Origin of the sequence: Paracoccus yeei ATCC BAA-599 (genome assembly GCF_000622145.1) — a bacterium.
Classification (GTDB): domain Bacteria; phylum Pseudomonadota; class Alphaproteobacteria; order Rhodobacterales; family Rhodobacteraceae; genus Paracoccus; species Paracoccus yeei.
Map to the genome: position 1 here is coordinate 1 of NZ_JHWH01000009.1, position 25672 is coordinate 25672.

Here is a 25672-nt window from a genome sequence, read left to right on the forward strand (position 1 = left end):
GACCGCGAAGCTGATGGTCTTCACCCTGGTCCGGGCCGCATCGAAGAAGTCGCGCAAGCTCAACGGCACAAACCAGTTGCCACGCGTCATCGAAGGCGTCAGATTCACCGATGGCGTCGTCCCTGATGATGCCAGCCAAAGCCGCGCCGCCTGATCAAGCCGCGTCACCCAAATTCAGCCATAGCTCGCTGGCCAACAAGTTGACCCGGATCGTCTGGACCATCCTGACCAAGCCTGGCACCGTCTATCTACAGTCGAAGGGGGCAGCCCTGAACTGACCAGACGACCGCAGAACCGATTGCAGGGGAAAGTGATGACCAAACGGTTGATCGACCTCGGGCAAGCCACGCGCAAAAAAAAGCGGGACCCGATCCCGCACCACCAATCTGGAACCCGAGGCGCGAATCTCATCAAGGCCTTGCCGCCAAAAGCGGCTGACTGACCAGAGGTCGGCTACATTCACGCAAGCCGGACGGCCATGCACGACAACCTTGCAGCCGCAGAGCGAACCATATATTTTCCAAGGGCTTTCCTTGAGCAGATCCGCCTGCATGCTGAGATCCGCGAACATGCGCTTCAGCCGCCGGTTCTCATCCTCGAGCGCCTTCATCTGGCCCATCATGGCCGCATCCATGTCGCCATACCTGGCGCGCCATTTGTAGAACGTCGCGCTGCTGATCCGCAAGCGGCGGCACAGTTCCGGCACAGCCAGCCCGCCCTCGGCCTGACGCAGCACGCCCATGATCTGCGACTCGGTAAATCGGGTCTTCTTCATCGCAATCTCCTCAGCTCACGCTCCGAGAAAATTCTACTCACGCATCCCATTGACCATGGGGAGGATTACCATCACGCGCGCGCACCGGCCGGACGAATACATCACCGCCGCCGAACTGGCCGAATGCTGCGCCATGCTGCAGGCGCTTGCGGGCTTGGCCGAGTTGCGCTGATCCCCGCGCCACCTTGCCCGAGCATATCGTCTACGATATCGTCGCCCCATGCCGGGACAGGGGGACAGCGCATGCCGTTGAACGATATTCAGGCCCCGAACCTGGGCGCCGCGCCTACGGCGTCGGACGTGATCCTGAAATTCCTGCGCAACGCCATCTCGGACGGTTCCCTGGACGAGGGCGAGCCGATCCGCCAGGACGAGGTCGCCCGGCTGTTCAACGTCAGCAAGATCCCCGTGCGCGAGGCGCTCAAGCGGCTCGAGGCCGAGGGGCTGGTCGCATTCCAGCGCAACAAGGGCGCGGTCGTCACCTCGGTCTCCGAACCCGAGATCGCCCAGATCTTCGAAACCCGCGCCATCCTGGAATCGAATGCCATCCGGCTGTCGGTGCCGCACATGACCGAGGAGACCTTCCGCGAGGCAGAGGGGTTCTGCGACGCCTTCGCCCGGGAAACGGACGTGGCGCAGTGGTCGGCGCTGAACTGGCAGTTCCACAGCCGCCTTTACCTGGATGCGCAGCGGCCGTTCCTGGTCAGCACGATCCGGTCGGTCAACGACCGGCTGGAACGCTATCTGCGCGTCCAACTGGCCCTGTCGGCCGGCCAGGGCAAGGCCGACCGCGAACATCGCGAGATCCTTGCAGCCTGCCGGGCGGGCGATGCAAAGCGGGCCGAACGCCTGCTTTACGCCCATATCATGGGCGCCTGTTCGTCGCTCCTGCACCACCTGCCGGGGAACAGGGGGCAGGGCCAGGGCCCGCCCGCCGGCTGACGCTCATCCCGCCATCGTGGCGATGTCCATGACGAAGCGGTACTTCACGTCGGCCTTCAGCATGCGTTCGTAGGCGGTCTCGATCTCGTCTGCGCGGATCATCTCGATATCGGCCACGATGCCATGCTCGGCGCAGAAGTTCAGCATCTCCTGCGTCTCGGGGATGCCGCCGATCATCGAGCCCGCGAGGCTGCGCCGCTTCATGATCAGGTTGAAGACATTGGGCGAAGGATGCGGGGTTGCCGGCCCGCCGACCAGCGTCATGGTGCCGTCGCGTTTCAGAAGCGCCAGGAAAGCGTCCAGATCGTGCGGCGCGGCGACGGTGTTCAGGATGAAGTCGAAGCTTTGCGCATGGTCCGCCATCTCCTCGGGGTTGCGCGACACCACGACCTCGTCGGCGCCCAGTGCCCTGGCGTCCGCGACCTTCTCGGGCGAGGTGGTGAAGGCCACGACATGCGCGCCCATGGCATGGGCCAGCTTGACGCCCATATGCCCGAGGCCGCCGATGCCCACGACGCCGACCTTCCTGCCCGGACCCGCGCCCCAGTGGCGCAGGGGCGAATAGGTGGTGATGCCCGCGCAAAGCAGCGGCGCCACGGCGGCCAGCTGGTCCTCGGGGTGGGTGATCTTCAGCACATAGCGTTCGTGGACCACGATGGACTGGGAATAGCCGCCCAAGGTGTGGCCCGGCGGGTCCTGGGTCGGGCCGTTGTAGGTGCCGACCATGCCGTCGCAGTAGTTTTCCAGCCCCTCGGCGCAATCCGGACAGTCCTGGCAGCTGTCGACGATGCAGCCCACGCCAACCAGGTCGCCGGGCTCGTGGCTGCGCACATGGCTGCCGACCGCGGCGACGCGGCCGACGATCTCGTGCCCCGGCACGCAGGGATAAAGCGTGCCCGCCCATTCGCTGCGCGCCTGATGCAGATCCGAATGGCAGATACCGCAATAGACGATCCGGATCTGGACATCATGGGGCCCGGGTTCGCGGCGGGCGATCTCCATCCGCTCCAGCGGATGGTCCGCAGCCGGGGTTCCATAGGCAAGGACGGTCATGGCGTGCTCCTTGGTGTGCGGGGCCCGACGAGGCAGATCCGCGGGCCGTTCGGTGTGGCATCATGCCTGCCCCCGGGCGGGGCGTCGATCCCAGGCGGGATCAGCCGGCATCTTCGCGCGCGCCTTCGGCGACGATACGCAGCAGGCCGTCGGGCAGGGGGCGTTGCAGGGCCAGCGCCTCGGGCGCGGGGGCGGTCAGCCACAGGCGCCATTCCGCGGGCTCGGTCAGGATCACCGGCATCGCCTTGGGGTGGACCGGTGCGACCTCGGCGTTGGGCGGGCAGGTCAGGAAGCCGAACAGGTCGGCGGCGACCTCTCCCTCTTTCAGCTTGCGGACCGAGGTCCAGCGCGTCCATATCCCTGCAAAGAAGGCCAGCGGCCGATCCTCGGCCACGGCGAACCAGACCGGATGGTTGCGCGGCGCCTCGGGCCTGCCGTCGATTTCGGAAAAGCTGGTGAGCGGCACCAGGCAGCGGTGCTCGACCCCCAGCCAGCGGCGCCAGTGGGGCGAGGCGACATTGCGGATGTTGGTGACGCCCGGGTCCGTGCGCTTGCCCTTGAGCGCGAAGGCCGGCGAGGGCATCCCCCAGCGCGCCCGCATCAGCTGCACGCCGGACGGCGTCCGCCGGACGATCGGGGCCGGATAGTCGGGAAAGATGCCGGGTTGCGCGGGCAGGTTGCCGGTCAGGTCCTCGATCACCTCGTCGTCGTCCTCGACGACCGCGTCAAGGACATGGCGCAGCCGGTCCTGGCTGGCGATCTGGGCGTAAAGATTGCACATCGGCGGCTCCGGCGTGGGGGGGGGGCGTGGCGGGAACAATGCCAGAACGCGGGGCAGGGGGAAAGTGCCTTGCGGCGCCTTGTCCGGGGGGCGTCCGACACTTTGGCGCGCGGTCCGCCATAAGCCCCGGAATTCACAAAGCTTGCCATGAGGGAACAGGCCCGCAGCGGCGGCGTTGGTGTCGCGCGACGTTGCGGAGAAGCCCATGGACCTGCCCCTTCATCTTGCCCGGTCTTCGCGCCGATGCGCCCCGATCACGCAGATCCGCGTGGCGGTGCCGATCCGCAACGAAGCCGAGCGGCTGGAGGGATTGCTGACCAGCCTGGCCGAGGCGGCCGATGCCGTGGCCCTGCCGGTCGTGCTGGACGCGGTGGCGAACAACTGCACCGACGACAGCGCCGCCCTGCTGCGGGCCTTTCGCCATCCCGCCGTGACGCTGGACCTGCACGAGATCACCTTTCCCGACGGTGAGGCAAGCGCCGGCCGCGCCCGGCGGCTGGCGATGGACCGGGCGGCGCGGAGCGGCGCGCTGGTGATGACGACCGACGCGGATTCGGTCATGGACCCCGGCTGGATGGTCGCGGCGCTGCGTGCGGTCGAGGCCGGCGCCGACCTGGTCTGCGGCGTGATCGAGGCGGATCTGGGCGATATCCTGGCCTGCCCCTCGGTCGCGCGGATCGCCCGGATCGAGGCCCCCTATGGCGCGCTGGTGCATGAAATCCGTCACTGCATCGACCGCATGACCGGGCGCCAGCCCCGGGGCGAGCAGCGTCCCCATTACGTCGAATCCGGCGCCTGCATGGCCATCCGCGCCGACCGCTATCGCCATATCGGCGGGCTGCCGGCGCTGTGTTCCAGCGAGGACCGGGCGCTGGTCCATCTGGCCGGGACCCATGGGCTGGCGATCACCTACAGCCGGGACATGCGCGCCCGCGTCTCGGGGCGGCTGGACGGGCGGGCGGCGGGCGGCATGGCGGAATGCCTGCGCAGCCGGATGCAGGACGACGATCCCTTGGCCGACCAGGCCATGCTGGCGCCCGAGTTCCTCGCGATGCTGTGGCAGCGGGCGCGGACCGGCATGATGACCGTCTATCCCGACCGCAGCCTGCCGGTCGGCCGCCGCCTGCGCGCCTCGGACCTCGAGGCGGCCTTGCCCCGGTTGCGCGCATTCGTGGAAACCATGGTGCGGCCGCAATACGCCGACTGGCAACGCTCGCTTGGGGGCGGGGCGGTCTGATGCGGCAAATCGACGATGCCGGGCGCCTGCTGGCCAGCGCCCCGCCCGATGGTGAGGATGGCCCCTCGGGCCCGACCCTGGTGGCCGCGCTGCGCGACAGCGGACTGCTGGCAGCCTGCGACACGCTGGCCCATCATCCCGCCGACCCTCGCGTGCTGATGCGGGCATTGGTCACGGTCGGGCGTGCGAGCCTTTCCGCGGGCCGCCTGTTCGAGGGTCATGTGAACGCCGTCAAGTTGCTGCGCCTGCACGGCGGGCCGACCGAGGGCATCGCGCAAGGCGACCTGCTGGGCGTCTGGGGCGCAGACGGGCCCGATCCCGCGCATATCCGGAACGGGGTCCTGCACGGGCAGAAGCTGTTCGCCAGCGGCGCCGATGTGCTGGACCGGGTCATCGTCGCCGTGAAGCACCCCGACGGCCGCCCCCAGCTTGTCCTGCTGCGCCGCGATCAGTTGCAAGGACGCCTGTTCCCCCAGGAATGGTCCGTGTCGGGGATGAAGGCCACGGCCTCGGGGCGCTGCGACCTGGAGGGGCTGGCGGTGGCGGACGCCATCCTGCTGGGCGGGCCGGGCGATTACCAGCGCGAGCCGCATTTCCAGGGCGGCGTCTGGCGCTACGCCGCCGTCCAGCTGGGGGCGATGCAGGCGCTGGCCGCCATCGCCGCCGACCAGTTGCAGCGCCGGGGCAGGGCGGACGCGCCCCTGCAGGCCCAGCGGCTGCGCCGGATGATGACCGCCTGCGAGACGGTGCGGCTGTGGCTGGAGAATGCCGCCTGCGCCGTCGAGCGTCCCTCTGCCACGTCCGAGGATGCGGAAACGGCGATCCTGGCCCGCCTGGTCACAGCCGAGGCTGCGGTCGCGGTGATGAATGATGTCGACCAGGCGCTGGGCGCGGCGTCCTTTGCGACCGCCCATCCCGTCGACCGCATCCGCCGCGACCTGAGCTTTTACATCCGCCAGGCCGACCCGGACGGGCTGGGCCATGCCGCGACGGAACGCATCCTTGCCAACCCCGCCCTGCGCCAGAGGTGGCTGCCATGAGCGGGTTTCTGGACGCGCTGGCAGGCGCCCCCGGCATCTCGGTCGACGATCTCTTGGGCGGGCGGGCGCTGGTCGTCCTGTCCCCGCATCCCGACGACGAGACGCTGGGATGCGGTGCCCTGCTGCACGATGCGTCAAGCCAGGGCGTGTCCTGCCATGTGGTCTGCGTCACCGACGGCAGCCGGTCGCATCCGAACTCGATGCAGTGGCCCGCGCCGCGTCTGGCTCAGCAGCGCCGGGCCGAACTTGAGGCTGCCATGCAGATCCTGGCGCCCGCGGCCCGCATGCACTGGCTGGGGCATGCCGACTGCGCCGTGCCCGAGGATGCCGATACGGTCGCGTCCATTGCCGCGCTGATCCCGCAGGGTGCGCTTGTGCTGGCCAGTTGGGCGCGTGACCCCCATTGCGACCATCTGAGCGTGGCGCGGCTGGCGCAGGCGGTCGGGGCGATCCGCCCCGACATCGCCCTGCGCTTCTATCCGATCTGGGGCCGGTTCACCGACCATGCCGCGCCGGCCCGGCTTCTGCGGTCCTCGGATGCGGCGCGGCGGGCCAAGGCGGCGGCGCTGGCCTGTCACCGCAGCCAGATGAGCGCCCTGATCGAGGACGACCCGCAAGGCTTTGTCATGGAGGACTGGCGCCAGCGTCATTTCCTTGAACATCCGGAGATCGTCCTTGCCCAGCCGTGATGTCCTTGACCATCTTGCCGGGCTTTATGCGGCCAGCGACGATCCCTGGCAGCACCGCACCAGCCCCTATGAGGCCGAGAAGTTCAAGCGCACCCTTGCCGCCATAGGCCCCGGCCCCTTTGCCGAGGCGCTGGAAATCGGTTGCGGCAATGCCACGCTGGCGCGGCTGCTGGCGCCCCGGTGCAGGCGCCTGGTGGCGATGGACTGCATCCCGGCCGCGATCCGGGCGGCGCGCAGGGCGCTTTCTGACCAGCCGCAGGCCGAGGTGATCGAGGGGGCGGCCCCTGCCGACCTGCCGCCGCTGCGTCCCGATCTGGTCCTGCTGTCCGAGGTGCTTTACTTTCTGCAGCCGGCCGAGATCGACCAGCTTGGGCAGTGGCTGCTTGATCGGGCGCGCGGCCGGGTCATCGCCGTCAACTGGACCGGCCCCACGGACGAGCCGCTGGATGGGCCCGGCGCGGTGGCCCGCCTGTCCCGGACCCTGGGCGAGGGCGTGACCAGCGCCTTTCACGGCTTTCGCATCGACGTGTTCAGCCGATGACGGACGGCGCCATGACAGCCTTTGTCGGGAACAAGCGCCGCGCTGGCGAATTGTCTTGCCGGCCAGCGGTGGTTTCGGCAGGGCGCGCCGGCGGCATGCCAGCCTGCGTCGACCCGATCCCGGCACCGTGTTTCCACCTTGCGCCGCGCGGGATCGTGCGGCGCGCCCAAGACCCCGCTTTACAGCCAGCAGGAGACGCTAGCATGGACAAGAAGACGAACCCCGGAAACGCCCCGTCGGAAACGGCCCGGATCCACGACCAATCCGTCGCCCGCGGGCAGGGGGGCGAGCTGCACCAGACCGCGCAGGGGGACATGCCGATCCTGACCACGGCCCAGGGCACGCCGGTCGCGGACGACCAGAACACGCTGCGCCAGGGGGCCCGCGGCCCCGCGCTGCTGGAGGACTCGCATTTCCGCGAAAAGATCTTTCACTTCGACCATGAACGCATCCCGGAACGCGTCGTCCATGCGCGCGGCTATGGCGCGCACGGCTATTTCGAGACCTACGAGTCGCTGGCCCAGTACACCCGCGCCGACATCTTCCAGCGGGCGGGCGAAAAGACCCCGGTCTTCGTGCGCTTCTCGACCGTGGCGGGGTCCAAGGGCTCGTTCGACCTGGCGCGCGACGTGCGGGGCTTTGCCGTCAAGTTCTATACCCGCGAGGGCAACTGGGACCTGGTCGGCAACAACATTCCCGTCTTCTTCATCCAGGACGCCATCAAGTTTCCCGACCTGGTCCATGCCGCCAAGCCCGAACCGGACCGCGCCTTTCCGCAGGCGCAGACCGCGCATGACAACTTCTGGGACTTCATCTCGCTGACGCCGGAAAGCATGCACATGATCATGTGGATCATGTCGGACCGCGCCATCCCGCGTTCCTTCCGCTTCATGGAGGGCTTCGGCGTCCACAGCTTCCGCTTCCTGAACGACAAGGACGAATCCACCTTCGTCAAGTTCATCTGGAAGCCCAAGCTGGGGATGCAGTCGGTGCTGTGGAACGAGGCGGTCAAGATCAACGGCGCCGATCCCGATTTCCACCGCCGGGATCTGTGGGATGCCATCCAGTCCGGCAACTATCCGGAATGGGAGCTGTGCGTACAGCTGTTCGATCAGGATTTCGCCGACAAGTTCGATTTCGATGTCCTGGACGCCACCAAGATCATCCCCGAGGAAGTGCTGCCCCCGATCCCCGTGGGCCGCATGGTGCTGGACCGGCTGCCCGACAACTTCTTCGCGGAAACCGAGCAGGTCGCCTTCATGACGCAGAACGTGCCGCCGGGGATCGACTTCTCGAACGATCCGCTGCTGCAGGGGCGCAACTTCTCGTATCTCGACACGCAACTGAAGCGGTTGGGTTCGCCCAATTTCACGCATCTGCCGATCAACGCGCCGAAATGCCCGTTCCATCATTTCCAGCAGGATGGGCACATGGCGATGCGCAACCCGCGCGGTCGCGTCAATTACGAACCGAACTCCTGGGGCGAGGGCCCGCGCGAGGACCCGAGGAAGGGCTTCCGGTCCTATCCCGCCACGGCCGATGGACCCAAGGTCCGGCTGCGGCCGGAAAGCTTTGCCGACCATTACAGCCAAGCGCGGCAGTTCTATATCAGCCAGACCCCGGTCGAGCAGACGCATATCGCGATGGCCCTGACGTTCGAGCTGTCCAAGGTGGAAACCCCCGCGATCCGCGAACGCATGGTGTCCCATCTGCTGAACATCGACCAGGATCTGGCCCGGACGGTCGCGACCAAGCTGGGGCTGCGCGATCTTCCGCAGCCTGCGGATGCGGCGGTCGCGCCGCGCACCGATCTGCCGGCCTCGGACGCGCTGAGCATCATCCTGAACGGGCCCGACAGCTTTGCCGGCCGCAAGATCGGCGTGCTGGTCAGCGACGGGATCGACGCAGCGCTGCTTCAGGGGCTTGAACAGGCGGCCATGGCCGAAGGCGCGATGGTCGAGATCGTCGCCCCGCGCGTCGGCGGCGTCGAGGCGGCGGACGGCACGCTGATCCCGGCCAAGCAGATGATCGACGGCGGGCCGTCGGTTCTTTACGACGCGGTGGCGATCATCGTCAGCCCCGAGGGTGCCGCCGAGCTGGAACAGGAGGCGACGGCGCGCGACTTCGTGGCGGATGCCTTTGCCCATTGCAAGTTCATCGCCCATGTCGATGCCGCCGCCCCGCTGTTTGCCAAGGCCGGGGTGAAACCGGATGAGGGGTTCGTCAGCATCGGCGGGCCCGACGATTTCGCGGGCTTCGTGAAGACCTGCCGCCAGCTGCGCCTGTGGCCGCGCGAAAGCAAGGTCAAGCTGCCGGCCTGATGGCGGAAGGCTTCTGCCGCGCGGCCTTGTGCGCCGGCGGCATGGACGGATCCCATAAGGGGGGCAGGTCTTGCGGGACCTGCCCCCCCCCTTTTCCGTGGTCAAAGGATGAAGGCATTCGCCCCCAGCGCCAGGCTGTCGTCCAGAAGGATCGAGAAATCCGCCACGCGGTCGCCGTTCACGTCGGCCAGGATCAGGGTACCCCCTGCGGCCAGTTGGGCGCGCAACTGCCCGGATTGGCCGGTAAAGCCCGCCCCTCCGATATAGGAAAAGGCCTGGTTGCCGGGCAGGCCCGCCACGGCGTCCAGCGCGCCCAGGTCGATGCGGTCGCCCTGGGTCCGGTTGAAGTCGCTGATGATGTCGCGTCCAACCGCCGCCGCCGTGGAATCCGACAGCGCGGCAAAGACGAAGGTGTCGGCACCCGCACCGCCCGCCAGCCGGTCCGCGCCCCGGCCGCCCAGCAGCCTGTCCGCGCCCGCGCCGCCCGCCAGGGTATCCACGCCGATGCCGCCTGTCAGCGTGTCATTGCCGTCCATCCCCGCCAGAACGTTCGCGCCGCTGTTCCCGGTCAGAAGATTGCCCAGGGCGTTGCCGATGCCGCGCAGATCGGCGAAGCCGGTCAGCGTCAGCCGCTCGACATTCGCGGACAGGGCGAGGTTCACCGAACTCAGGACGGTGTCGATCCCCCGGCCGACAAGCTCCAGCACCCTGTCGCCCGCATTGTCCACCGAATAGACGTCGTTGCCGAAGCCGCCGGACATGAAATCCGCCCCGGTGCCGCCGATCAGCCTGTCCGCCCCCGGGCCGCCCTGCAGCGTGTCATTGCCGGCAAGGCCCGACAGGACATTGTTGCCGCCGTTCCCGGTCAGCAGGTTGTTCGATGCGTTGCCCGTGCCGTTCAGGTTGGCGCCGCCCGCCAGGACCAGGTTCTCGACATGCGCGGCCAGGGTCAGGCTGGCCGCGCTTTGCACGCTGTCGAGGCCGCCGCCTGCATATTCGACGATCTGGTCGGCGGCGCTGTTCACGACGTAAAGGTCGTTGCCCGCGCCTCCGACCATCGTGTCCGCACCCAGGTCGCCCTGCAGCGTGTCGGCCCCAAGCCCGCCCGCCAGCAGGTCGTTGCCCTGGCCGGCGGTCAGGAAGTCGTTCCCGTTCCCGCCATAAAGGCTGTCGCTGCCTTCAAGGCCCCGCAGGGTGTCGTTTCCGTCCCCGGCCTGGATGGCCGTTCCCGCATGCCTACCGACGATATGATCCGGACCCGCGGTGCCGCGGATCAGGTCGCCCCGAGGATCGACGATGCGGACGATGTCCTGGAAGGTGTTCGTCGAATCGCCCGTCTCGGTCTGGTAGATGATCGCGATCCGTCCGTCGGGCATTTCGGTGATGTCGCGCAGCACCTGGTCGCCGGGCAGGTCCACGCGCAGCGTGTCCAGCAGCGTGCCGTCCGCGTCGAAGCGGCGCAGCACCACGTCGCCATCGACCGATCCGTCGCCTTCCGTGCCGTAATAGCCGGTATAGGCGATGAGGAAGCCGCCGTCCCGCAGGCTGACGACCTCGGGCAGGATGGCGAAATCCTCGTGGATGTCCTGGCGCGGGCTGGTGGGGGTGCCGTTGGGGTTCAGCACGATGAACGAGATCGTGCCCGCCGTCACGTCCTGCCAGGTCAGCAGCGCCCGCCCGTCCCCGAGCGCGGTCGATTCAAGGGAGGCGATGTTCGGTCCGGTGGCGACGGGCACGCTGCCTGACAAGGGGTTGCCGTTCACGTCCAGGACCTGCACGCGCACCGTCGGGGCGGTCAGATAGTTTGCGATCCAGGACACGACGATGTTGCCGTTGGACAGCTGGGACAGCGTGGGGCTGGTGAACGAGCCGCTGACCCCGCCGGTCAGGATCGGTATCGGCGCGCGGTCCGGCAGGAAAAGCGATACCGCCGTCAGCCCCGAGGCACCCGAGGTCCCGTACAGCAGCGCCGTGCGTCCGTCGGCCAGCACGGTGAAATCGCCCACGGTTTCGGTGGTCGTTGCCGCGGTGGGCGTCCGGGCCGCGCCGTCCTCGCCGATCACATAGGCGTCGATGTCGGGCGCGGCATAGTCGTATTCGACCGCGGCCCAGATCGTGCCGTCGCGGCCGGCCGCAAGGTCCTGGATGCGCCCGGGGCCGCTGATGATGTCGTCAAAGCCCAGATAGCCGCCCAGGACGCCATAGTTCACCAGGCGATAGGCGCCGTCCACCAGGGTCGAGATATGGATCCCGTCGCCGGTGGCGACGACGTGCAGACCCTCGGACGAGGCAGAGCGGATCGCACTGCCGGAATTCCAGAAAACCAGTGTCATCGTAAACTCCCTTGCTTTTTCAACTTGGACAAATAAGGGTAATTGTCCGCCCGCATCGCGGCCTTGGGAACTTGGCTATTCGTTAGGTTTTTCTGCGGAGCAGCGCGCCCCGGTGACGCCCTCGCGACGCTGGCGGCGGCCGGGCAGGGATGCTACCCGTTTCCGGACAGGAGGACGCGATGCCCCGGACCCCCGCCGATGACGATCCCGCCGCGCTGGAGCGGTTCACCGCCGCGCAGGAGGGTGTTCATGACCGCGCGCTTGCCGAACTGCGCCAGGGCCGCAAGCAGAGCCATTGGATGTGGTTCGTGTTTCCCCAGTTGCGGGGGCTGGGGCAGTCCCGCACCGCATGGTTCTATGGCATCGAGGACGCCGACGAGGCGCGGCGCTATCTGGACCATCCGCTGCTTGGGCGCCGCCTGATCGACTGTGCCGAGGCCGTGCTGACCCACGGCGACCGGACCGCCGAGGCGATCTTCGGCCCGGTCGATGCGGTCAAGCTGCGTTCCTCCGCAACGCTGTTCGGGGCCGTCGCCCGCCGGCCTTCGCCCTTCGGTGAGCTGATCGACAGGTTCTTCGACGGGACGCCCTGCCGCCTGACCCTGGAAAGGCTGGGCGGCACCTCCTAGGACGCCGCGCCGTGTGGCCTGGGCCTGGCTCTCTGGTCCCCCATTCAATCCCGGTGCGCGGGATGCTAGGGCCTTGCATCGGGGCGGCCATGCTGCCTGCCCGGGCGTTTGCGAGGAAGGATTCCAGGATGACAGGCAACGATCGCCCCGAAACGCGGTTGGCCACGCGCCTTTCCTTCCTGGCGGCGGGGTTCGCCATGGCCTGCTGGGCGCCGCTCGTGCCCTTTGCCAAGCGCAATGTCGGCGTCGATGAGGCCGGCCTGGGCCTGCTGCTGCTGTGCCTGGGCGTGGGGGCGGTCGCGGCCATGCCGCTGACCGGCGGGCTGGCCGCCCGGGTCGGCAGCAAGCCCCTGATCCTGGGGGGCGGGCTGGCGCTGGTGCTGCTTTTGCCGCTGCTGGTGCTGGCGCAGTCGGCAGCCCTGCTGGCCCTGGCGCTGGCGGCCTTCGGGGCCGCGCTCGGGACGCTCGATGTTGCCATGAACATCCATGCGGTCGAGGTCGAGCGCGATGCCCCAAGGCCGATGATGTCGGGCTTTCACGCGATGTACAGCATCGGCGGCTTTGCGGGCGCGGGCGGGGTGACGCTGCTGCTGGGGACAGGGGTTGGCCCGGCCCTGGCGGCCGCTTGCGGCAGCCTGCTGACGCTGGCGGCGCTGCTGGTGGCCTGGCCGCGCCTGCTGACGGCCCGGGCCGGCGCGCCGGTGCCCTTTGCCCTGCCGCATGGAAGCGTCCTTGTGCTGGCGCTTCTCGCCGCGATCACCTTCCTGGTCGAGGGCGCGATCCTGGACTGGGGCGCGCTGCTGGTCACGGCCCGCGGATTGCTGGAGCCTGCCCAGGCCGGGCTGGGTTACATGCTGTTTTCCGGCGCGATGACGCTGGGCCGCCTGACCGGCGACAGGGTCGTGGCGCGCCTTGGCGACGCCCGCATCCTGGCGCTGGGCGGCGGCCTCGCGGTCCTGGGGCTGGGGCTTCTGCTGGCGGCCCCCGGCCCCATCCTCGCCCTGCCGGGCTTTGCACTGATCGGGCTGGGCGCGGCGAACATCGTCCCGGTGCTTTTCAGCCTGGCCGGGCGGCAATCCGTCATGCCGCCCGCGCTTGCCATCGCGGCGGTCACGACGGTCGGATACGGCGGCATCCTGCTTGGCCCCGCCCTGCTGGGCTTTGTCGCCCACAGGTTCGACCTGGTGGCGGCCTTCGCCCTGCTGGCCGTGCTTCTGGGGATCATCCCCGCAACCGCGAGACGGGTGGCCGGAGCCGGGCGGTAGGGGGCCTTCCTGCAAGCTCGGGTCCATGGCCGGTGGCCGAACCCGATCCCGCACAGCGTCGCGTGCCCGCTTGATGCGGCACCGATCCCTACCGGGACGGGCTAATCGCGCAGCAGGGCGGTCAGGCCTTCGCTGGCCAGGACCGCGCGTGCCAGATCCAGCATCGGGGGCAGCGGGTAGGTGTCCGAACTGCCGCGCGCCCTGCAGACATGGGACACCGCGCTGTCCAGCGTCGGGAACGTCGCGCGGGCGCGCAGATGCAGATAGATCGCCAGCACGATCACCGACCTGGACCGCCCGCCCCGGCAATTCACCAGCACATGCCCGGCGCGATGGGCGGGATAGTGCGGCTTGCCTGGGCTCGGCTGCGTGACCAACCCTTCCAGCGCCAGCACGGCGGCGGCAAGGTGGGCCGGCGTGTTGCCCGCCCCGTCGATCAGTCCCACCTTGGCACGGCGCACATGGATGCCGTCGGGCAGTTGCAGGGGGGCGACGTCGATGTTCAGCGACACGTTCAGCGATGACGTGATGCCCGCCGCCAGCAGCGCCGCGCCATCGCTGGCGCCGGTCTGGTTGCCGACGTAAAGGCGGCAGACCCGGCCTTGCGGCAGGGCCAGGTCATGGACCGGGACAAGGATCGGGGTATCGTTCTCGGCCCGTTCGCGGGCGGTTTCCGTGACCAGCATGGGTTTGGCTTTCTTCCTTAGGGGCAGGTGCGGCCCGGTCGCCAGACCGGGGCCAGGGCGCGCGCGAGGTCCGGGGCGTCGCGCGACGCGCCGAAGGCGGGGACCAGATGGCGGGCGCCGGTGACATGGGCCAGCCAAAGCTGGTCCCGGGCGCGGGGATGCACGTTCCAGGGCCGACGGCTGGCGCGCCCCTCGGCGATCAGCCCGGCCGCCGGGCTGCCCGGCGCGACATGGCCGGTAAAGACGAAGCGCCAGCCTCGCGGATCGGCGATCAGGCAGGGCACCAGGTCGCCGGCGCGCTCGGTATCGGCGGCGATGACCACGTCGCTGTCGCGCGCCTCGGATGCGGTGGCGACGCAGCGCAGGTCGGGCAGGGCCCCCTGCAACTCGGCCCGGACCTGCGGGCAGACCACGGGCGACAGGCCAAGGGCGGCCAGCCGCCGCGCCATGTCTGCGCCGCGCCCCAGGATCGGCACCGGCAGCACCGTTCCGGGCGCGATGCTGTCCGCCAGCGCCGGCACCTGCTGGGCCAGCGCCTGATCGCGGTCGCCATAGGACAGATCGGTAATCACCAGATCGGCCCGAGGCGGCGGATCGAAGGGCAGAAGCCCGGATTCGCGGCTCCAGTCGCCCATGTAAAGCGCGCCGCCCTGCTGTGGCAGATGCAGCCAGATGCCGCCCAGGGCGTGCCCGCTGCGGCCGACCGAAACGGGCAGGTCCAACAGGTGCGCAGGCCCCTGCAAGGGCAGGTCGTGGCACGCCTCGGGCGGCAGGTGCAGGCCCAGCAGCGGCAGGGCATCGAAGGTGATGCGGGTGGCAAAGACCGGCGGGGGGCCCAGCCGCGGCCAAAGGTCGATGGCGCCCACATGGTCGATATGGGCATGGGACAGGAAGATCGCATCGACCCGCCCGATGCCGTCCAGGTCCGGGCGCTGGCCGGGTGTCGGCCCCTCGCCCAGGTCCAGCAGGATGCGCCGCCCGGCGATTTCCAGCAGAAAGGCCGCCGGGGTTTTGCCGCCGAGCCCGCTGAAGACGGTCAGAACTGCCATGGCAACACCCCCTTGGGCAGGAACCGCGACAGGGCCGTCGACAGCAGCATCAGCGCCAGCACGCCCAGGATCATCAGGCAGCCCACGGCGGCGGCAAGGGTCGAGGCCCCGCCTTCCTCAAGGAAGATGATCATGGGCCCGATGGTGCGCGTGCCCGAGGAGATCAGCAGGATCGAGGTCTGGATCTCGTTGATCGCGGTCATGAAGACGATCACGGCGGCGGCGATGGCGGTGGGCGCGATCAGCGGCCAGATCACGTCGCGCATCCGGCGCAGGAAGCCCGCGCCGGCGACCCGGGCGGCCTCTTCCAGCGCGCGGTCGATCTGGGCATAGCCCGACAGCACCGGGCGCAGCGCCAGCGCAAAGAAGCCCGCGACATAGGCCGCCAGGATGATCCAGGGCGTGCCATAGATCGAAACCCCGATCCCCGGCAACGGCCGCAGGAACAGCAGGATCATCGCGACGCCCAGGGTGATGCCGGGCAGGGTATAGGCGGCCTCGGACCCGAAATGCAGCAGCCGCACCAAGGGCCCGCGCCGCCACGTCAGGAAATAGCCAAGGAAAACCGAGACCAGCATCAGAAAGCCCACGGTGACCAGCGTCAACCAGAGCGAGGTGACAAAGGCATCACGCAGCGACACCTGCTGGAACAGCGCCGAGACGTAGTTCTTCAGCGTCATCGTCTCTGCCGTCAACGGCAGGCCGTATGCGGGGACCAGCGATGTCTGCACCAGCGCCGACAGGGGCAGCAGCAGCGAGACGACGAGATAGGTCCAGAGCAGCGCCGCGATCACGGCGCCGCTTCGTCCCAGCGGCAGCATCAGGGGCCGGCTGCCCAGATCGACGCGGGTATCGCTGCGATCGCGCGCGGCCAGCAGCACGCCCGCCACGGTCAGCGCGGTCAGCACCAGGGACAATGCCGCCATGTTCGGCAGGGCGCCTGGCCCCAGCCCGTTGATCTGCTGATAGATCTGGGTGATCAGCGTCGGCACCCGCGCGGGAATGCCCAGCATGGCCTGAATGCCGAAATTCCCGATGGCCGAGACGAAGGCAAGGCTGGCCGCCGCCACCATGCCGCCGCGCGCCAGGGGCAGGATCACGGTCAGCAGCACCCGGCCCGGACTGGCGCCGGCTGCCCGCGCCGCCTCGGCCAGGTCCAGCGGAATGCGGCGCAGGCTGGCCTGCATCGCCAGATAGACCAGCGGGGCATTGTAGATCCCCAGCAGCAGGATGATCCCGGCCTTGGAATACAGGGGATGCCGCGTGCCCGCCTCCATCGACAGGCCAAGAAGGCCCAGTACCGGGCTGGAGGGCGAGAAGGCCTGGATCCAGGCCATGGCCGTCACCTGCGGCGGGATCATCAGCGGCAGCACGAAGGCAAAGACCAGCGCCGATTTGCCGCGCAGATCGGTCTGCACCATGATGACCGCGAAGATCGTCCCGACCAGCACGGAAACGAGGGTCGAGGCCAGCGAGATCTGGACGGTGTTCCAGATCGCGGCCCCGGTCTGCGGGCGCGAGAACAGCTTTGCCAGCCGCTCGACCGCCAGCCCGCCGTCATCGAACAGCGCCGCCTGCGCCAGCCGCAACATCGGCGCGACGGACACTGACAGGATCAGCACGGCCAGCAGGGCCAGCACGATGCTTTCCGAGGAAAGCCGGAAAAGGGGCGCGCGCGGCGCCCCCTTGCTTTGCGGAATGACGGTCATTCCCGGTCAGCCGCCGAAGATTTCGGTGAACCGGGCGCGGGCCTCGGCATCCTCGGCCACCGCGCGGTCGGCGTCCAGCGGCATCAGCTTGATCTCGGACAGCGCGGGCATGCCCTCGGGCGAGGCTACCTTGGGGTTGACCGGGATATAGCCCTGTTCGGCAGCCAGCTTCTGGCCATCCTCGGACAGAACGAAGCTGACGAACGTCTTTGCCGCCTCGACCTGATCGGTGTTGGCGAGGATCGCCACCGGCTCGGTGAAGAAGGTGGCGCCTTCGGTCGGATAGACGAATTCCACCGGCGAGCCCGCCTTCCTGGCACGCTGGACGTCCGCGTCGATGTTGACCCCGTATTTCACCTGGCCTCCAGCCACGGCCTTGAGCACCGGGCCGTTGCCGCCCTCGGGCACCACGCCAAGCGCGTTCAGGCGTTCGTAATAGCCCCAGCCCTGGGTCGGATCCTGCAGCAGCGAATGCATGTGGACCAAGGCCGCGCCGGAATAAAGCGGGCTCGGGGCGACGATCTGGCCGGCGTTGGCGTCCTGGAACAGATCGGCCCAGCCGTTGACGGGTTCGGCGATCTGGGTGTTGTAGACGATGCCGGTGGACGAGATCTTGGTGCCGAAGAAGGTCTTGTCGGCGTCATACATCAGCGGGTCGATGCCCTCCAGCGGCGCCTCGGGCCAGGCCAGCAGCAGGTCCTGGCTTTTCAGCGTGCCCAGGTTGATGCTGTCGGCAACCAGCAGCACATCGGCCTTGATGCCGCCGGCCTGCTGTTCGGCGGACAGGATGTTCATCAACTGCGAGGTGCCGTTGCGCATCCATTCCACGGTGATGTCGAGGTGCTTGGCCATGAAGGCATCGACGGTCTGCTGCGCGATTTCCGGCGATTGCGAGGTATAGAGCGTCAGCGTGGTCTGTGCCGAGGCCGCGGTCGCGGACAGCATCAGGGCAAGGGTGGTGGCAGTCAGGCGCATTGGAATTGCTCCGTAAGATGCGAGGAGGAGGTCGGTGCCGTGCCGGGACCCGGGGCGCCGGCAGGCGGGATGGCCCAGAGGTCGCGGAAGGCCAGGTCAAGGCGCGCGCCCGGTTCGGGCGCCGCCGCCGTGTCGGGCAGCACCATGGGCAGCCGAAGGGACGGATCCGTCTCGGGGCGCAGTTCATAGGACCAGCTGCCGCCGCGATAGCTGCGCGCGATGACGCGGGCAGGGATGCCGGCCTCGCCCGGATGAGCGGGCTGGATATCGGCGGGATGGGTCGAGGCCATGGCGAAGGGTCGGGCGGTTTCCGCCCCATGGCAGCGCAGCCGGACGCGCGATCCCAGCAGGTCCGCCATGGCAAGGCCGCCTGCCATGGGGCGCAGGTTCTCGACCGCCAGCACCAGGCCGTTCCCGATGAAGGCGGCCACCGTGGCGTCGGCGGGTTCGCGATACAGCTGCCGGGGGCTGGCGCATTGCAGCAGGCGGCCCTTGTCCATTACCGCGATGCGGTCGGCCAGCGCCATCGCCTCGGATTGGTCATGGGTGATATAGACCAGCGTCGCCCCGCTTTCGCGGTGGAAGCGGCGGAACTCCTCTTCCATCGTGGCGCGCAGATGCACATCCAGGTTGGCCAGCGGCTCGTCCAGCAGCACCAGGTTCGAGCCGGCGGCCAGGCAGCGCGCCAGCGCGACCCGCTGGCGTTGCCCGCCCGACAGATCCGCCGGGCGGCGGCCGGCAAAGGGGGTCAGGTTGACGGTGTCCAGCGCGCGGGCCACCCGCGCCGCGCGTTCCGCCCGGGGCAAGCGCGCGACCTTCAGCGCATAGCCGACGTTTTCCCCCACCGACATATGCGGCCACAGCGCATAGTTCTGGAACACGATGCCGATGCCGCGCCCTTCCGGGGGCACCATGACGTTTCCGCCCGCCACCGGCCGGTCGCCCAGGGCGATCGTGCCCTGATCGGGGCGGTCGAAGCCCGCGACAAGCCGCAGCAGGGTGGTCTTGCCGCAGCCCGAGGGGCCCAGCACGGCCACGAATTCACCCGCCGCGATGTCAAGGTCGATACCCGACAGAACCCTGGTCTCGCCATAGCTCTTGCCGATGTTCGACAGCCGCAAACCCGTCATGCCGCGCTGTCCCTTTCCTGTCATTCCGGCGCGACTGATGCAGCGGCCGCATGACAGGCGCGTAGCCATTCTGTAAAACCTTGATGAAGCTTGCGGCTTGGGTCGCGGGGGGATCGCGCGGGCGTCAGGATGTTCGGCTGATGTGCCGCGATGCGCCAGCCGGTGCGCCTGCGCCCGCCACCGTTTTGGCACCGGGCCTGAGCGTTGGCTGGACTGCGGGGACTCTGAGGCCCCTCTCACACGGGGCAGGTCTCAATCGAGCGGATCGGGCGCGGGAAAGGCTCCGCTCTCTCTCGGGAAAACCTTCGCGCAAAGGAAATCCACCAGCGCCCGAACCTTCGGCGACGGATGCCTGCTTGCCGGCCAGAGGACGTGGAACACCCCTGTGCTTTCGAGATGATCGGTCAGCACCGGAACCAGCCGGCCATCGGCCAGTTGCGGGTGGATGGCGAAATCGGGAAGGAAGGCAATTCCGAGACCCTGCAGCGCAAAGCACATCCGCGTCTCGATATTGTTGCAGATCATCGACGTCGGCAGGTGCAGTTCCGGCTCACCGTCATGACGCCTGATATCCCATGTTTCAAGCTTGCCGCTGTTCGGGAAGCGATAGTGAAGGCAGCTGTGGCCGGTCAGATCCGCCGGCGTCTGCGGCACACCGCGTCGCGCCAGATAGTCCGGCGAGGCGACCAGATGGCGCCGGAACCGGCCCAGGCGGCGCGCCGACAACCGGGAATCGGCGGGCTCGCCGGTGCGGATCACGGCATCGAACCCTTCCTCGATCACGTCGACCATCCGATCGGTGAAATCCAGATCCAGCTCGACCTCGGGATAGGCCTGCATGAAGTCGCCCAGCACCGGCAAGACAAGCGAGCTGACCAGCGGCAGGCTGACGCGCAGCCGTCCACGCGGCGCGGCGCTGGCCTGTGACAGTTCAAGTTCGGCCGCCTCGAGTTCGGCAAGGATGCGGCGGCAGCGTTCGAGAAACAGCGCGCCCTCTGCGGTCAGGGCGACGCTGCGGGTGCTGCGGTGGAACAGCCGCACGCCAAGGCGCTGCTCCAGTCGCGCCACGCTTTTGCCGATGGCAGAGGCAGAGATCCCAAGCATCCGTCCGGCGGCCACGAAACTGCGGGTTTCGGCAACCTGAACAAAGACCGTAACGCCGCTCAGCCCATCCATCATCGCCTCATATTGCGGACAGTTCAGTCCGCATAACACGGAAACGCGCCCGACTTTTTCCGTGATACCGCGAATTCTATCGTCTGGCATCAGAAATCTCCGGAGAGCCTGCAATGACGATATCGCTAAACTCCTCTCGCGCGGGCACCCCGCCCGCGGCTTGTGACGCAAGCATCGGGCGCATCGTTCAGGATGCCATCGACGCAGAGCGTCTGGTCGGCGCGGTGGTGCTGGTCGCGCGTGATGGACGGATCGTCCATCAGCAGGCCGCAGGCTGCGCGGACCGCGAAACCGGGCGCCCGATGACCATGGAGACGATTTTCAGGCTGGCATCGGTCAGCAAGCCCATCGTCTCGACCGCGGCGCTTGTGCTGGTGGCGCGGGGACGGCTGGATCTTGACGGCGATATCGCGCAGTGGCTGCCGGCGTTGCAGTTCCGCCTTGGCGACGGCCAGCCCGCGCGGATCACGCCGCGCCAACTTCTCAGCCATACGGCGGGGCTGGGTTATCGCTTCCTTGAAGCCGACACCACCGGTCCTTTGGCGCGGGCCGGGGTTTCGGACGGCATGGACGCATCGGGCATCAGCCTGGACGAGAACCTGAATCGTCTGGCCCGTGTGCCGCTGCTTTACGCGCCGGGCACGGCATGGGGCTATTCGCTTGCCATGGACGTCCTGGGTGGGCTGATCGCGCGGATCGAGGGGGTGCCGCTGGACGTGGCGGTGGCGCGGCTGGTGACAGGCCCGCTGGGGATGGCCGACACCGGCTTTGCCGCCCGCGATCCGGGCCGCGTCGCGACCGCCTATGTCAGCGACACCCCCCGCCCGCACCCTTTGGCCGAGGGCGAGGTGGTCTCGCCTTTCGAGGGCGCCGTCGGCATCCCCTTCAGCCCTGCGCGGATCTTCGATGCGGGGGCCTTCCCCTCGGGCGGCGCGGGCATGGCCGGAACCGCAGGCGATCTGCTGCGCCTGCTTGAGACCCTGCGCAAGGGGGGCGCCCCGATTCTGCCTGCCGAACTGATTGCCGAGATGGGGCGGGACCAGACCCACGGGCTGGATCTGCCGACCGCGCCGGGTTTTGGTTTCGGGCTGGGCTTTTCGGTCCTGCGTGCGCCGGATATGGCCGCGTCGCCAGAATCGCCGGGCACCTGGCGCTTGGGCGGCGCCTATGGGCATTCTTGGTTCGTGGACCGGGCGCGCGGCCTCAGCGTCGTCGCCCTCACCAACACGCTTTACGAAGGCATGTCGGGTCGTTTCGTCACCGATCTTCGCGATGCCGTCTATGCGGCCGAGGATCTGCGGTGATGGCGCCCCGAATGCCGCTTTCCGCGCTGCTGGCGCTTGCCGCCGCAGCCTTCATCACCATCCTGACCGAAGCCCTGCCAGCCGGGCTTCTGCCGCAGATGGCACGGGGTCTTGGCGTCTCCGAGGCCTGGATCGGCCAGACCGTGACGGTCTACGCGCTTGGTTCGCTGATGGCCGCGATGCCGCTGACCGCGGCGACGCAGGGCCTGCGCCGCCGCCCCCTGCTGCTGGCAGCCCTTGCGGGGTTCGCGCTTTCGAATACCGTCACGGCATTATCGGGCAGCTATGTCCTGACCATGGCGGCGCGCTTTCTGGCAGGGGTGTCGGCTGGTCTGCTCTGGGCACTTCTGGCGGGCTATGCCGCGCGGCTGGTGCCGGACCATCAGCGTGGCCGGGCCATCGCTATCGCAATGGCGGGAACACCGCTGGCGCTGTCTCTGGGCGTGCCGGCCGGCACCTTCCTTGGCGCGCTGGTCGGCTGGAGGCTGTGCTTTGGCCTGATGAGCCTGCTCGCCCTGGGCGTCATGCTGTGGGTGCGCCTTGATCTGCCGGATTTCGCCGGACAAAGCGCGGGGCGAAGGATGCCGCTTGGGCGTGTCTTTACCCTGCCCGGAGTGCGCCCTGTGCTGGCCGTGGTGCTTGGCTTCGTGCTGGCGCATAACATCCTCTACACCTATGTCGCGCCGCTGCTGGCTGCGGCAGGCATGGATCAGCGGACGGATCTGATGCTTCTGGTCTTCGGTCTCGCCTCGCTGCTGGGGATCTGGATCGTCGGCGCGCTGATCGACCGGCATCTGCAGGCGCTGACTTTGGCCAGCATCCTGCTGTTCGGCCTGTCGGCGCTGATGATCGGCGTTGGCCAGGGCAGCACCCTGCTGATCGTCATCGCCGTGGCGGTCTGGGGCCTGGCCTTTGGCGGTGCGGCGACCCTGTTCCAGACGGCGCTGGCCAGGACGGCGGGTGAGGCCGTGGATGTGGCCCAGTCGATGCTGGTCACCGCCTGGAACGCGGCGATTGCCGGGGGCGGCATCGTCGGCGGCCTGATCCTGGGCTGGCTGGGCGTCACCGCCTTTGCGCCCGCGGTTCTGCTGCTGCTGGGCGCGACGCTGGTGGCGGTACTGACGACGAGGGACCATACCACGCCCCGGCCGTCTCACTGACCGGAAGGCATATGCATCGCGGTGCCGCTGACGGACATCGCGCCCGGGCGGCCCCCGGTTTTCATGCAATGGGGCACATGCTCGGGTGATGACGGGGCGGGGTCATTCCTCCTCGTCTTCTCGGATATGGATGACCATGTCCGAGATCATGCCGCTGACATGCCGGTCGGCGATCTCGTAGAAGACGTTCTTGGACTGCCGTTCCCCCCTGACCAGCCGTGCACCGCGCAGCAGGCGCAGGTGGTGGCTGACGAGCGACTGCGACAGCGCCAGTTCCTCGGACAGTTCTGTGACCGTCTTCGGTCCCGCCGAGCATGAGAGCAGGATCTTCAGCCTGCTGGAATCCCCCAGCAGGCGAAAGGTTTCGGACAGGATGGTCAGTTCCTGGGCGGAAAGGGCATCGGCCTGGGTCATGGAAACGATCCTTTGCTGCTGTCGGGTCGGGTCCGAGGGGCTGTCAATGGGCGTGCCCATGATGGGAGCCGGCCGGCGCCGGCCCGTCGAGGCTGCAGGTGCTGATCCCGTCCCAGTCGATGCCGACGGTCGCGTGTTCGATGCCGAAGCGCTCCTTCAACTCGTGCTCCACCCGGCGGACGGTCAGGGGAATGTCGGCGCCGGGTTCGGGCTGAAGCTGAAGCGTGGCCAGGACTCGGCCCGAGGTGATCGACCAGACATGGACATGGTGGATGGCGCGCACGCCGTCCACGGACGTTTTCAGGTGCCCGGCGATCTTGCCCGGCTCGGCGTCGGTCGGCGCCCCTTCCAGAAGGATATGCAGCGTCTTCTTCAGAAGGCTCCAGGCGCTGCGCAGGATCAGCAGCGACACGAAGACCGACAGGATCGGGTCGATGGGCGTCCAGCCCGTATACCAGATCACGATGGCGGCGACGATGGCGCCGACCGATCCCAGCAGGTCGCCCATCACATGGAGAACGGCCCCCTTGACGTTGACGTGCTCGGAATCGCCGCGCGTCAGATACCAGAGCACGAAGAGGTTCACCGCCATGCCGATGACGGCGACGACGAACATCGAACCGGCCATGACGGGCTGCGGCTGGCGAAAGCGTTCGATTGCTTCGAAGACGATCCAGCCGACGATGCCGAACAGCGTCAGCGCATTGATCAGCCCGGCGATCACCTCGAAGCGGGCGTAGCCGAAGGTGCGCCGCCCGTCTGCGGCACGACGGCCCAGGCGGAAGGCGACATAGGCGAGGCCAAGGGCGATGGCATCGGTCAGCATGTGCCCCGCGTCGGCCAGCAGCGCGAGCGAGCCCGAGATGATGCCGCCGGCCGTTTCGACCAGCATGAAGGAAAAGATCAGCAGGAAGGACACGAGGATCTTGCGCTCGTTGTCCGCGGTTACGGTGGGGACATGATCATGATCATGATCGTGGCCGCCGTGGTCGTGCCCATCATGGCCGTGGCCCTTGCGGGCGTCCCGGCCCAGGTCGGAGGCGTCATCGGCCTTGTGGGCGACATGCTTGTGCGAGGAGTCTGACATTGCTGTTCGCCCTGTTTCGATTCAATGATTAAATATATATTCATATGATAAGTGTCAACCGGCCGGAATGCTTGGCCGTGAGGCCGGCCTGTGAAAAGGGCACCCCCTTTCCAAGCAGGCAGGACAGGGTACGGCAAGCTGGCCAGGGTATGCGAAGGGTGACGAGAAAAGCGTCGATGAACCTTGCGCCTATCAGGCCCGGGCATGGCTCGCGCAGATATGGTCCGAAGCGCATGGGGGGGCTTGGAGATGGCCGCAAACCTGTACAGCCTTCCTTCGCTGTCCGGAGCATGGCAATGCCCAAGTGAAGGCGGCCGTCAGGTCAGGGCTTGACGTGCGGCCGTCCGGGCTTGTCGCCCTCGGCGTCCGGCAGCCGCGCGATGCATTCGCCAGCCAAGGTGCCGCGATGGGCGCAGTCAGTAGAAATGCAGGTGCCCGGATGCGGAAAGCTGGCGCTTGATACCGATCCCATAAAGCCGCGACAGATTGACTTCGGTCATGGTGTCCTTGGCCGGACCGCTGGCAAGGACCCCCACGCGTCCCATCAGCAGCACCTGATCGGCCAGGGCCGCGGCATGGTCGGGATCATGGCTGGACAGGATGGTGCCACAGCCTTCGCGAGCCAGATCGCGGATGGCGCGACCGACCTGGCGGCGGTTCGCGAAATCGAGGCTGGCCGTGGGTTCATCCATGATCAGCGCAGAGGCCTCTTGCGCGATGGCGCGGGCGATCAGCACAAGCTGGCGCTGGCCGCCGGAGAGCCGATAGATCTCGGATCCTGCCAGACCGGCGATGCCGAGCCGGTCGAGCGCAGACATCGCGCGGGCGGTCTCGGCCCTGCCCGGGCGCGCGAAAGGTCCAAGCCGTGCCGCCGCTCCCATCAGAACGATGTCGAGCGCAGTGAAGGCAAAGGGGCTGGTCAGTGCCTGCGGCACATGCGCCAGCCGCGCCGCGATCCGGGGCCGCGACCATTGCTCAAGCGGGGCTCCGCCCAGCATCACCGCACCCGCGACAGGCGGGATCAGCCCTAGAGTCAGGACTCACAACCCATAGATGACGGTTGCGGCGAGAGCGCAGGCTGAGAGGAACAGGATCGGGCAGCGGTCGTATCGGATTGCGATCCGCCGCCAATCCTTGAGGTGTGCGAACATGTTCTCGATCCGGTGACGCAGGCGATAGATGCTGGCGTCGTGCGGGATCGGGGCCTTGCGGCCGGTGCGGGAGGGGATGCACGGCGAAATGCCCCTCTCGATCAGCGCGTTGCGGAACCAGTCGGCGTCATGGCCCCGGTCTGCAAGCAACGCCCCGGCCGAGGGGATCGAGGACAGCAGCGCCCGCGCGCCGATGCAGTCGGAGGTCTGCCCCGCTGACAGGAA

At 68.2% G+C, this 25672-nt stretch carries 24 protein-coding genes and 2 pseudogenes; 12 read left to right on the forward strand and 14 right to left on the reverse strand.

Annotated features, from left to right (window positions below; all coding sequences use genetic code 11):
* Both BU28_RS26230 and BU28_RS26580 read left to right on the forward strand, forming a co-directional pair.
* Positions 1–154 (forward strand): annotated as a pseudogene (locus tag BU28_RS26230) (IS256 family transposase); the annotation flags it as partial.
* Between the two features lie 159 nt (positions 155–313).
* Complete coding sequence (locus BU28_RS26580; protein ID WP_269845836.1) at positions 314–442, forward strand: hypothetical protein; 129 nt, start codon at positions 314–316, stop codon at positions 440–442.
* 47 nt (positions 443–489) lie between these two features.
* On the opposite strand, the pseudogene BU28_RS22155 reads toward BU28_RS26580, so the two are convergent.
* A pseudogene (locus BU28_RS22155) lies at positions 490–775 on the reverse strand (transposase); the annotation flags it as partial.
* A 243-nt stretch (positions 776–1018) separates the two neighbouring features.
* Between BU28_RS22155 and BU28_RS0106225 the strand changes: the two are divergent.
* Complete coding sequence (locus tag BU28_RS0106225; protein WP_028718710.1) at positions 1019–1717, forward strand: GntR family transcriptional regulator; 699 nt, start codon at positions 1019–1021, stop codon at positions 1715–1717.
* A gap of 3 nt (positions 1718–1720) precedes the next feature.
* On the opposite strand, the gene BU28_RS0106230 is transcribed toward BU28_RS0106225, so the two are convergent.
* Both BU28_RS0106230 and BU28_RS0106235 read right to left on the reverse strand, forming a co-directional pair.
* On the reverse strand, positions 1721–2770 hold the full coding sequence (locus BU28_RS0106230) for an NAD(P)-dependent alcohol dehydrogenase (protein ID WP_028718711.1): 1050 nt from the start codon (positions 2768–2770) through the stop codon (positions 1721–1723).
* A gap of 100 nt (positions 2771–2870) precedes the next feature.
* Positions 2871–3551 (reverse strand): SOS response-associated peptidase, encoded by a 681-nt coding sequence (locus tag BU28_RS0106235; RefSeq protein ID WP_028718712.1) that lies wholly within the window; start codon positions 3549–3551, stop codon positions 2871–2873.
* A gap of 205 nt (positions 3552–3756) precedes the next feature.
* Here BU28_RS0106235 and BU28_RS0106240 point away from each other — a divergent pair, with 205 nt between their 5' ends.
* From BU28_RS0106240 to katE, 5 genes are all read left to right on the forward strand, one after another.
* On the forward strand, positions 3757–4788 hold the full coding sequence (locus BU28_RS0106240; protein ID WP_143809727.1) for a glycosyltransferase family 2 protein: 1032 nt from the start codon (positions 3757–3759) through the stop codon (positions 4786–4788).
* Complete coding sequence (locus tag BU28_RS22160; protein ID WP_051577876.1) at positions 4788–5828, forward strand: acyl-CoA dehydrogenase family protein; 1041 nt, start codon at positions 4788–4790, stop codon at positions 5826–5828. Before BU28_RS0106240 ends, BU28_RS22160 begins: the two co-directional genes overlap by 1 nt.
* Entirely contained in the window at positions 5825–6517 is a 693-nt protein-coding gene (locus tag BU28_RS22165) for a PIG-L deacetylase family protein (protein ID WP_051577884.1), read from the forward strand. Before BU28_RS22160 ends, BU28_RS22165 begins: the two co-directional genes overlap by 4 nt.
* Positions 6504–7058 (forward strand): SAM-dependent methyltransferase, encoded by a 555-nt coding sequence (locus BU28_RS22170; RefSeq protein ID WP_051577887.1) that lies wholly within the window; start codon positions 6504–6506, stop codon positions 7056–7058. The genes BU28_RS22165 and BU28_RS22170 overlap by 14 nt, the downstream gene beginning before the upstream one ends.
* A 203-nt stretch (positions 7059–7261) precedes the next feature.
* Complete coding sequence (gene katE / locus BU28_RS0106260; protein ID WP_028718714.1) at positions 7262–9379, forward strand: catalase; 2118 nt, start codon at positions 7262–7264, stop codon at positions 9377–9379.
* 101 nt (positions 9380–9480) lie between these two features.
* On the opposite strand, the gene BU28_RS24115 is transcribed toward katE, so the two are convergent.
* Positions 9481–11712: a calcium-binding protein gene (locus tag BU28_RS24115; protein ID WP_051577889.1), complete on the reverse strand. Its 2232-nt coding sequence runs from the start codon at positions 11710–11712 to the stop codon at positions 9481–9483.
* A 179-nt stretch (positions 11713–11891) separates the two neighbouring features.
* Here BU28_RS24115 and BU28_RS0106270 point away from each other — a divergent pair, with 179 nt between their 5' ends.
* On the forward strand, positions 11892–12341 hold the full coding sequence (locus tag BU28_RS0106270) for a DUF1810 domain-containing protein (RefSeq protein ID WP_028718716.1): 450 nt from the start codon (positions 11892–11894) through the stop codon (positions 12339–12341).
* A gap of 128 nt (positions 12342–12469) precedes the next feature.
* Positions 12470–13606, forward strand: coding sequence for an MFS transporter (locus tag BU28_RS0106275; RefSeq protein ID WP_028718717.1), 1137 nt, complete (start codon positions 12470–12472; stop codon positions 13604–13606).
* Positions 13607–13707: 101 nt separating this feature from the next.
* Here the strand turns inward: BU28_RS0106275 and BU28_RS0106280 are convergent, their stop codons facing one another.
* The 6 genes from BU28_RS0106280 to BU28_RS0106305 form a co-directional block, all read right to left on the reverse strand.
* Positions 13708–14292, reverse strand: coding sequence for a protein-tyrosine phosphatase family protein (locus BU28_RS0106280; protein WP_028718718.1), 585 nt, complete (start codon positions 14290–14292; stop codon positions 13708–13710).
* Between the two features lie 17 nt (positions 14293–14309).
* Complete coding sequence (locus tag BU28_RS0106285) at positions 14310–15341, reverse strand: MBL fold metallo-hydrolase (protein WP_028718719.1); 1032 nt, start codon at positions 15339–15341, stop codon at positions 14310–14312.
* Positions 15329–17050, reverse strand: a complete 1722-nt coding sequence (locus BU28_RS0106290) for an ABC transporter permease (RefSeq protein ID WP_028718720.1) — start codon at positions 17048–17050, stop codon at positions 15329–15331. Before BU28_RS0106290 ends, BU28_RS0106285 begins: the two co-directional genes overlap by 13 nt.
* Positions 17051–17056: 6 nt before the next feature.
* The gene (locus BU28_RS0106295; RefSeq protein WP_028718721.1) at positions 17057–18025 is read right to left on the reverse strand and encodes an ABC transporter substrate-binding protein; all 969 of its coding nucleotides are present in this window, start codon (positions 18023–18025) and stop codon (positions 17057–17059) included.
* Positions 18016–19155 (reverse strand): ABC transporter ATP-binding protein, encoded by a 1140-nt coding sequence (locus tag BU28_RS0106300; protein ID WP_028718722.1) that lies wholly within the window; start codon positions 19153–19155, stop codon positions 18016–18018. The genes BU28_RS0106295 and BU28_RS0106300 overlap by 10 nt, the downstream gene beginning before the upstream one ends.
* A 252-nt stretch (positions 19156–19407) precedes the next feature.
* Positions 19408–20445, reverse strand: coding sequence for a LysR family transcriptional regulator (locus BU28_RS0106305; protein ID WP_233145011.1), 1038 nt, complete (start codon positions 20443–20445; stop codon positions 19408–19410).
* Between BU28_RS0106305 and BU28_RS0106310 the strand changes: the two genes are divergently transcribed.
* A complete protein-coding gene (locus BU28_RS0106310; RefSeq protein WP_028718724.1) occupies positions 20445–21635 on the forward strand; it encodes a serine hydrolase domain-containing protein in 1191 nt (396 codons plus the stop codon). The two genes, BU28_RS0106305 and BU28_RS0106310, sit on opposite strands and share 1 nt — an antisense overlap.
* Positions 21635–22795 carry an MFS transporter gene (locus tag BU28_RS22175; protein WP_036762173.1) on the forward strand — a complete coding sequence of 387 codons (1161 nt, stop codon included), beginning with the start codon at positions 21635–21637 and terminating at the stop codon, positions 22793–22795. Before BU28_RS0106310 ends, BU28_RS22175 begins: the two co-directional genes overlap by 1 nt.
* Before the next feature lie 102 nt (positions 22796–22897).
* On the opposite strand, the gene BU28_RS0106320 is transcribed toward BU28_RS22175, so the two are convergent.
* The 4 genes from BU28_RS0106320 to BU28_RS0106335 form a co-directional block, all read right to left on the reverse strand.
* A complete protein-coding gene (locus BU28_RS0106320; protein WP_051577892.1) occupies positions 22898–23209 on the reverse strand; it encodes an ArsR/SmtB family transcription factor in 312 nt (103 codons plus the stop codon).
* Positions 23210–23252: 43 nt separating this feature from the next.
* A complete protein-coding gene (locus tag BU28_RS0106325; protein WP_081791283.1) occupies positions 23253–24296 on the reverse strand; it encodes a cation diffusion facilitator family transporter in 1044 nt (347 codons plus the stop codon).
* A 416-nt stretch (positions 24297–24712) separates the two neighbouring features.
* Positions 24713–25333 (reverse strand): ABC transporter ATP-binding protein, encoded by a 621-nt coding sequence (locus BU28_RS22180; protein ID WP_051577893.1) that lies wholly within the window; start codon positions 25331–25333, stop codon positions 24713–24715.
* A 3-nt stretch (positions 25334–25336) separates the two neighbouring features.
* The coding region (locus BU28_RS0106335; protein WP_211254158.1) for a transposase at positions 25337–25672 on the reverse strand (336 nt) is incomplete at its 5' end.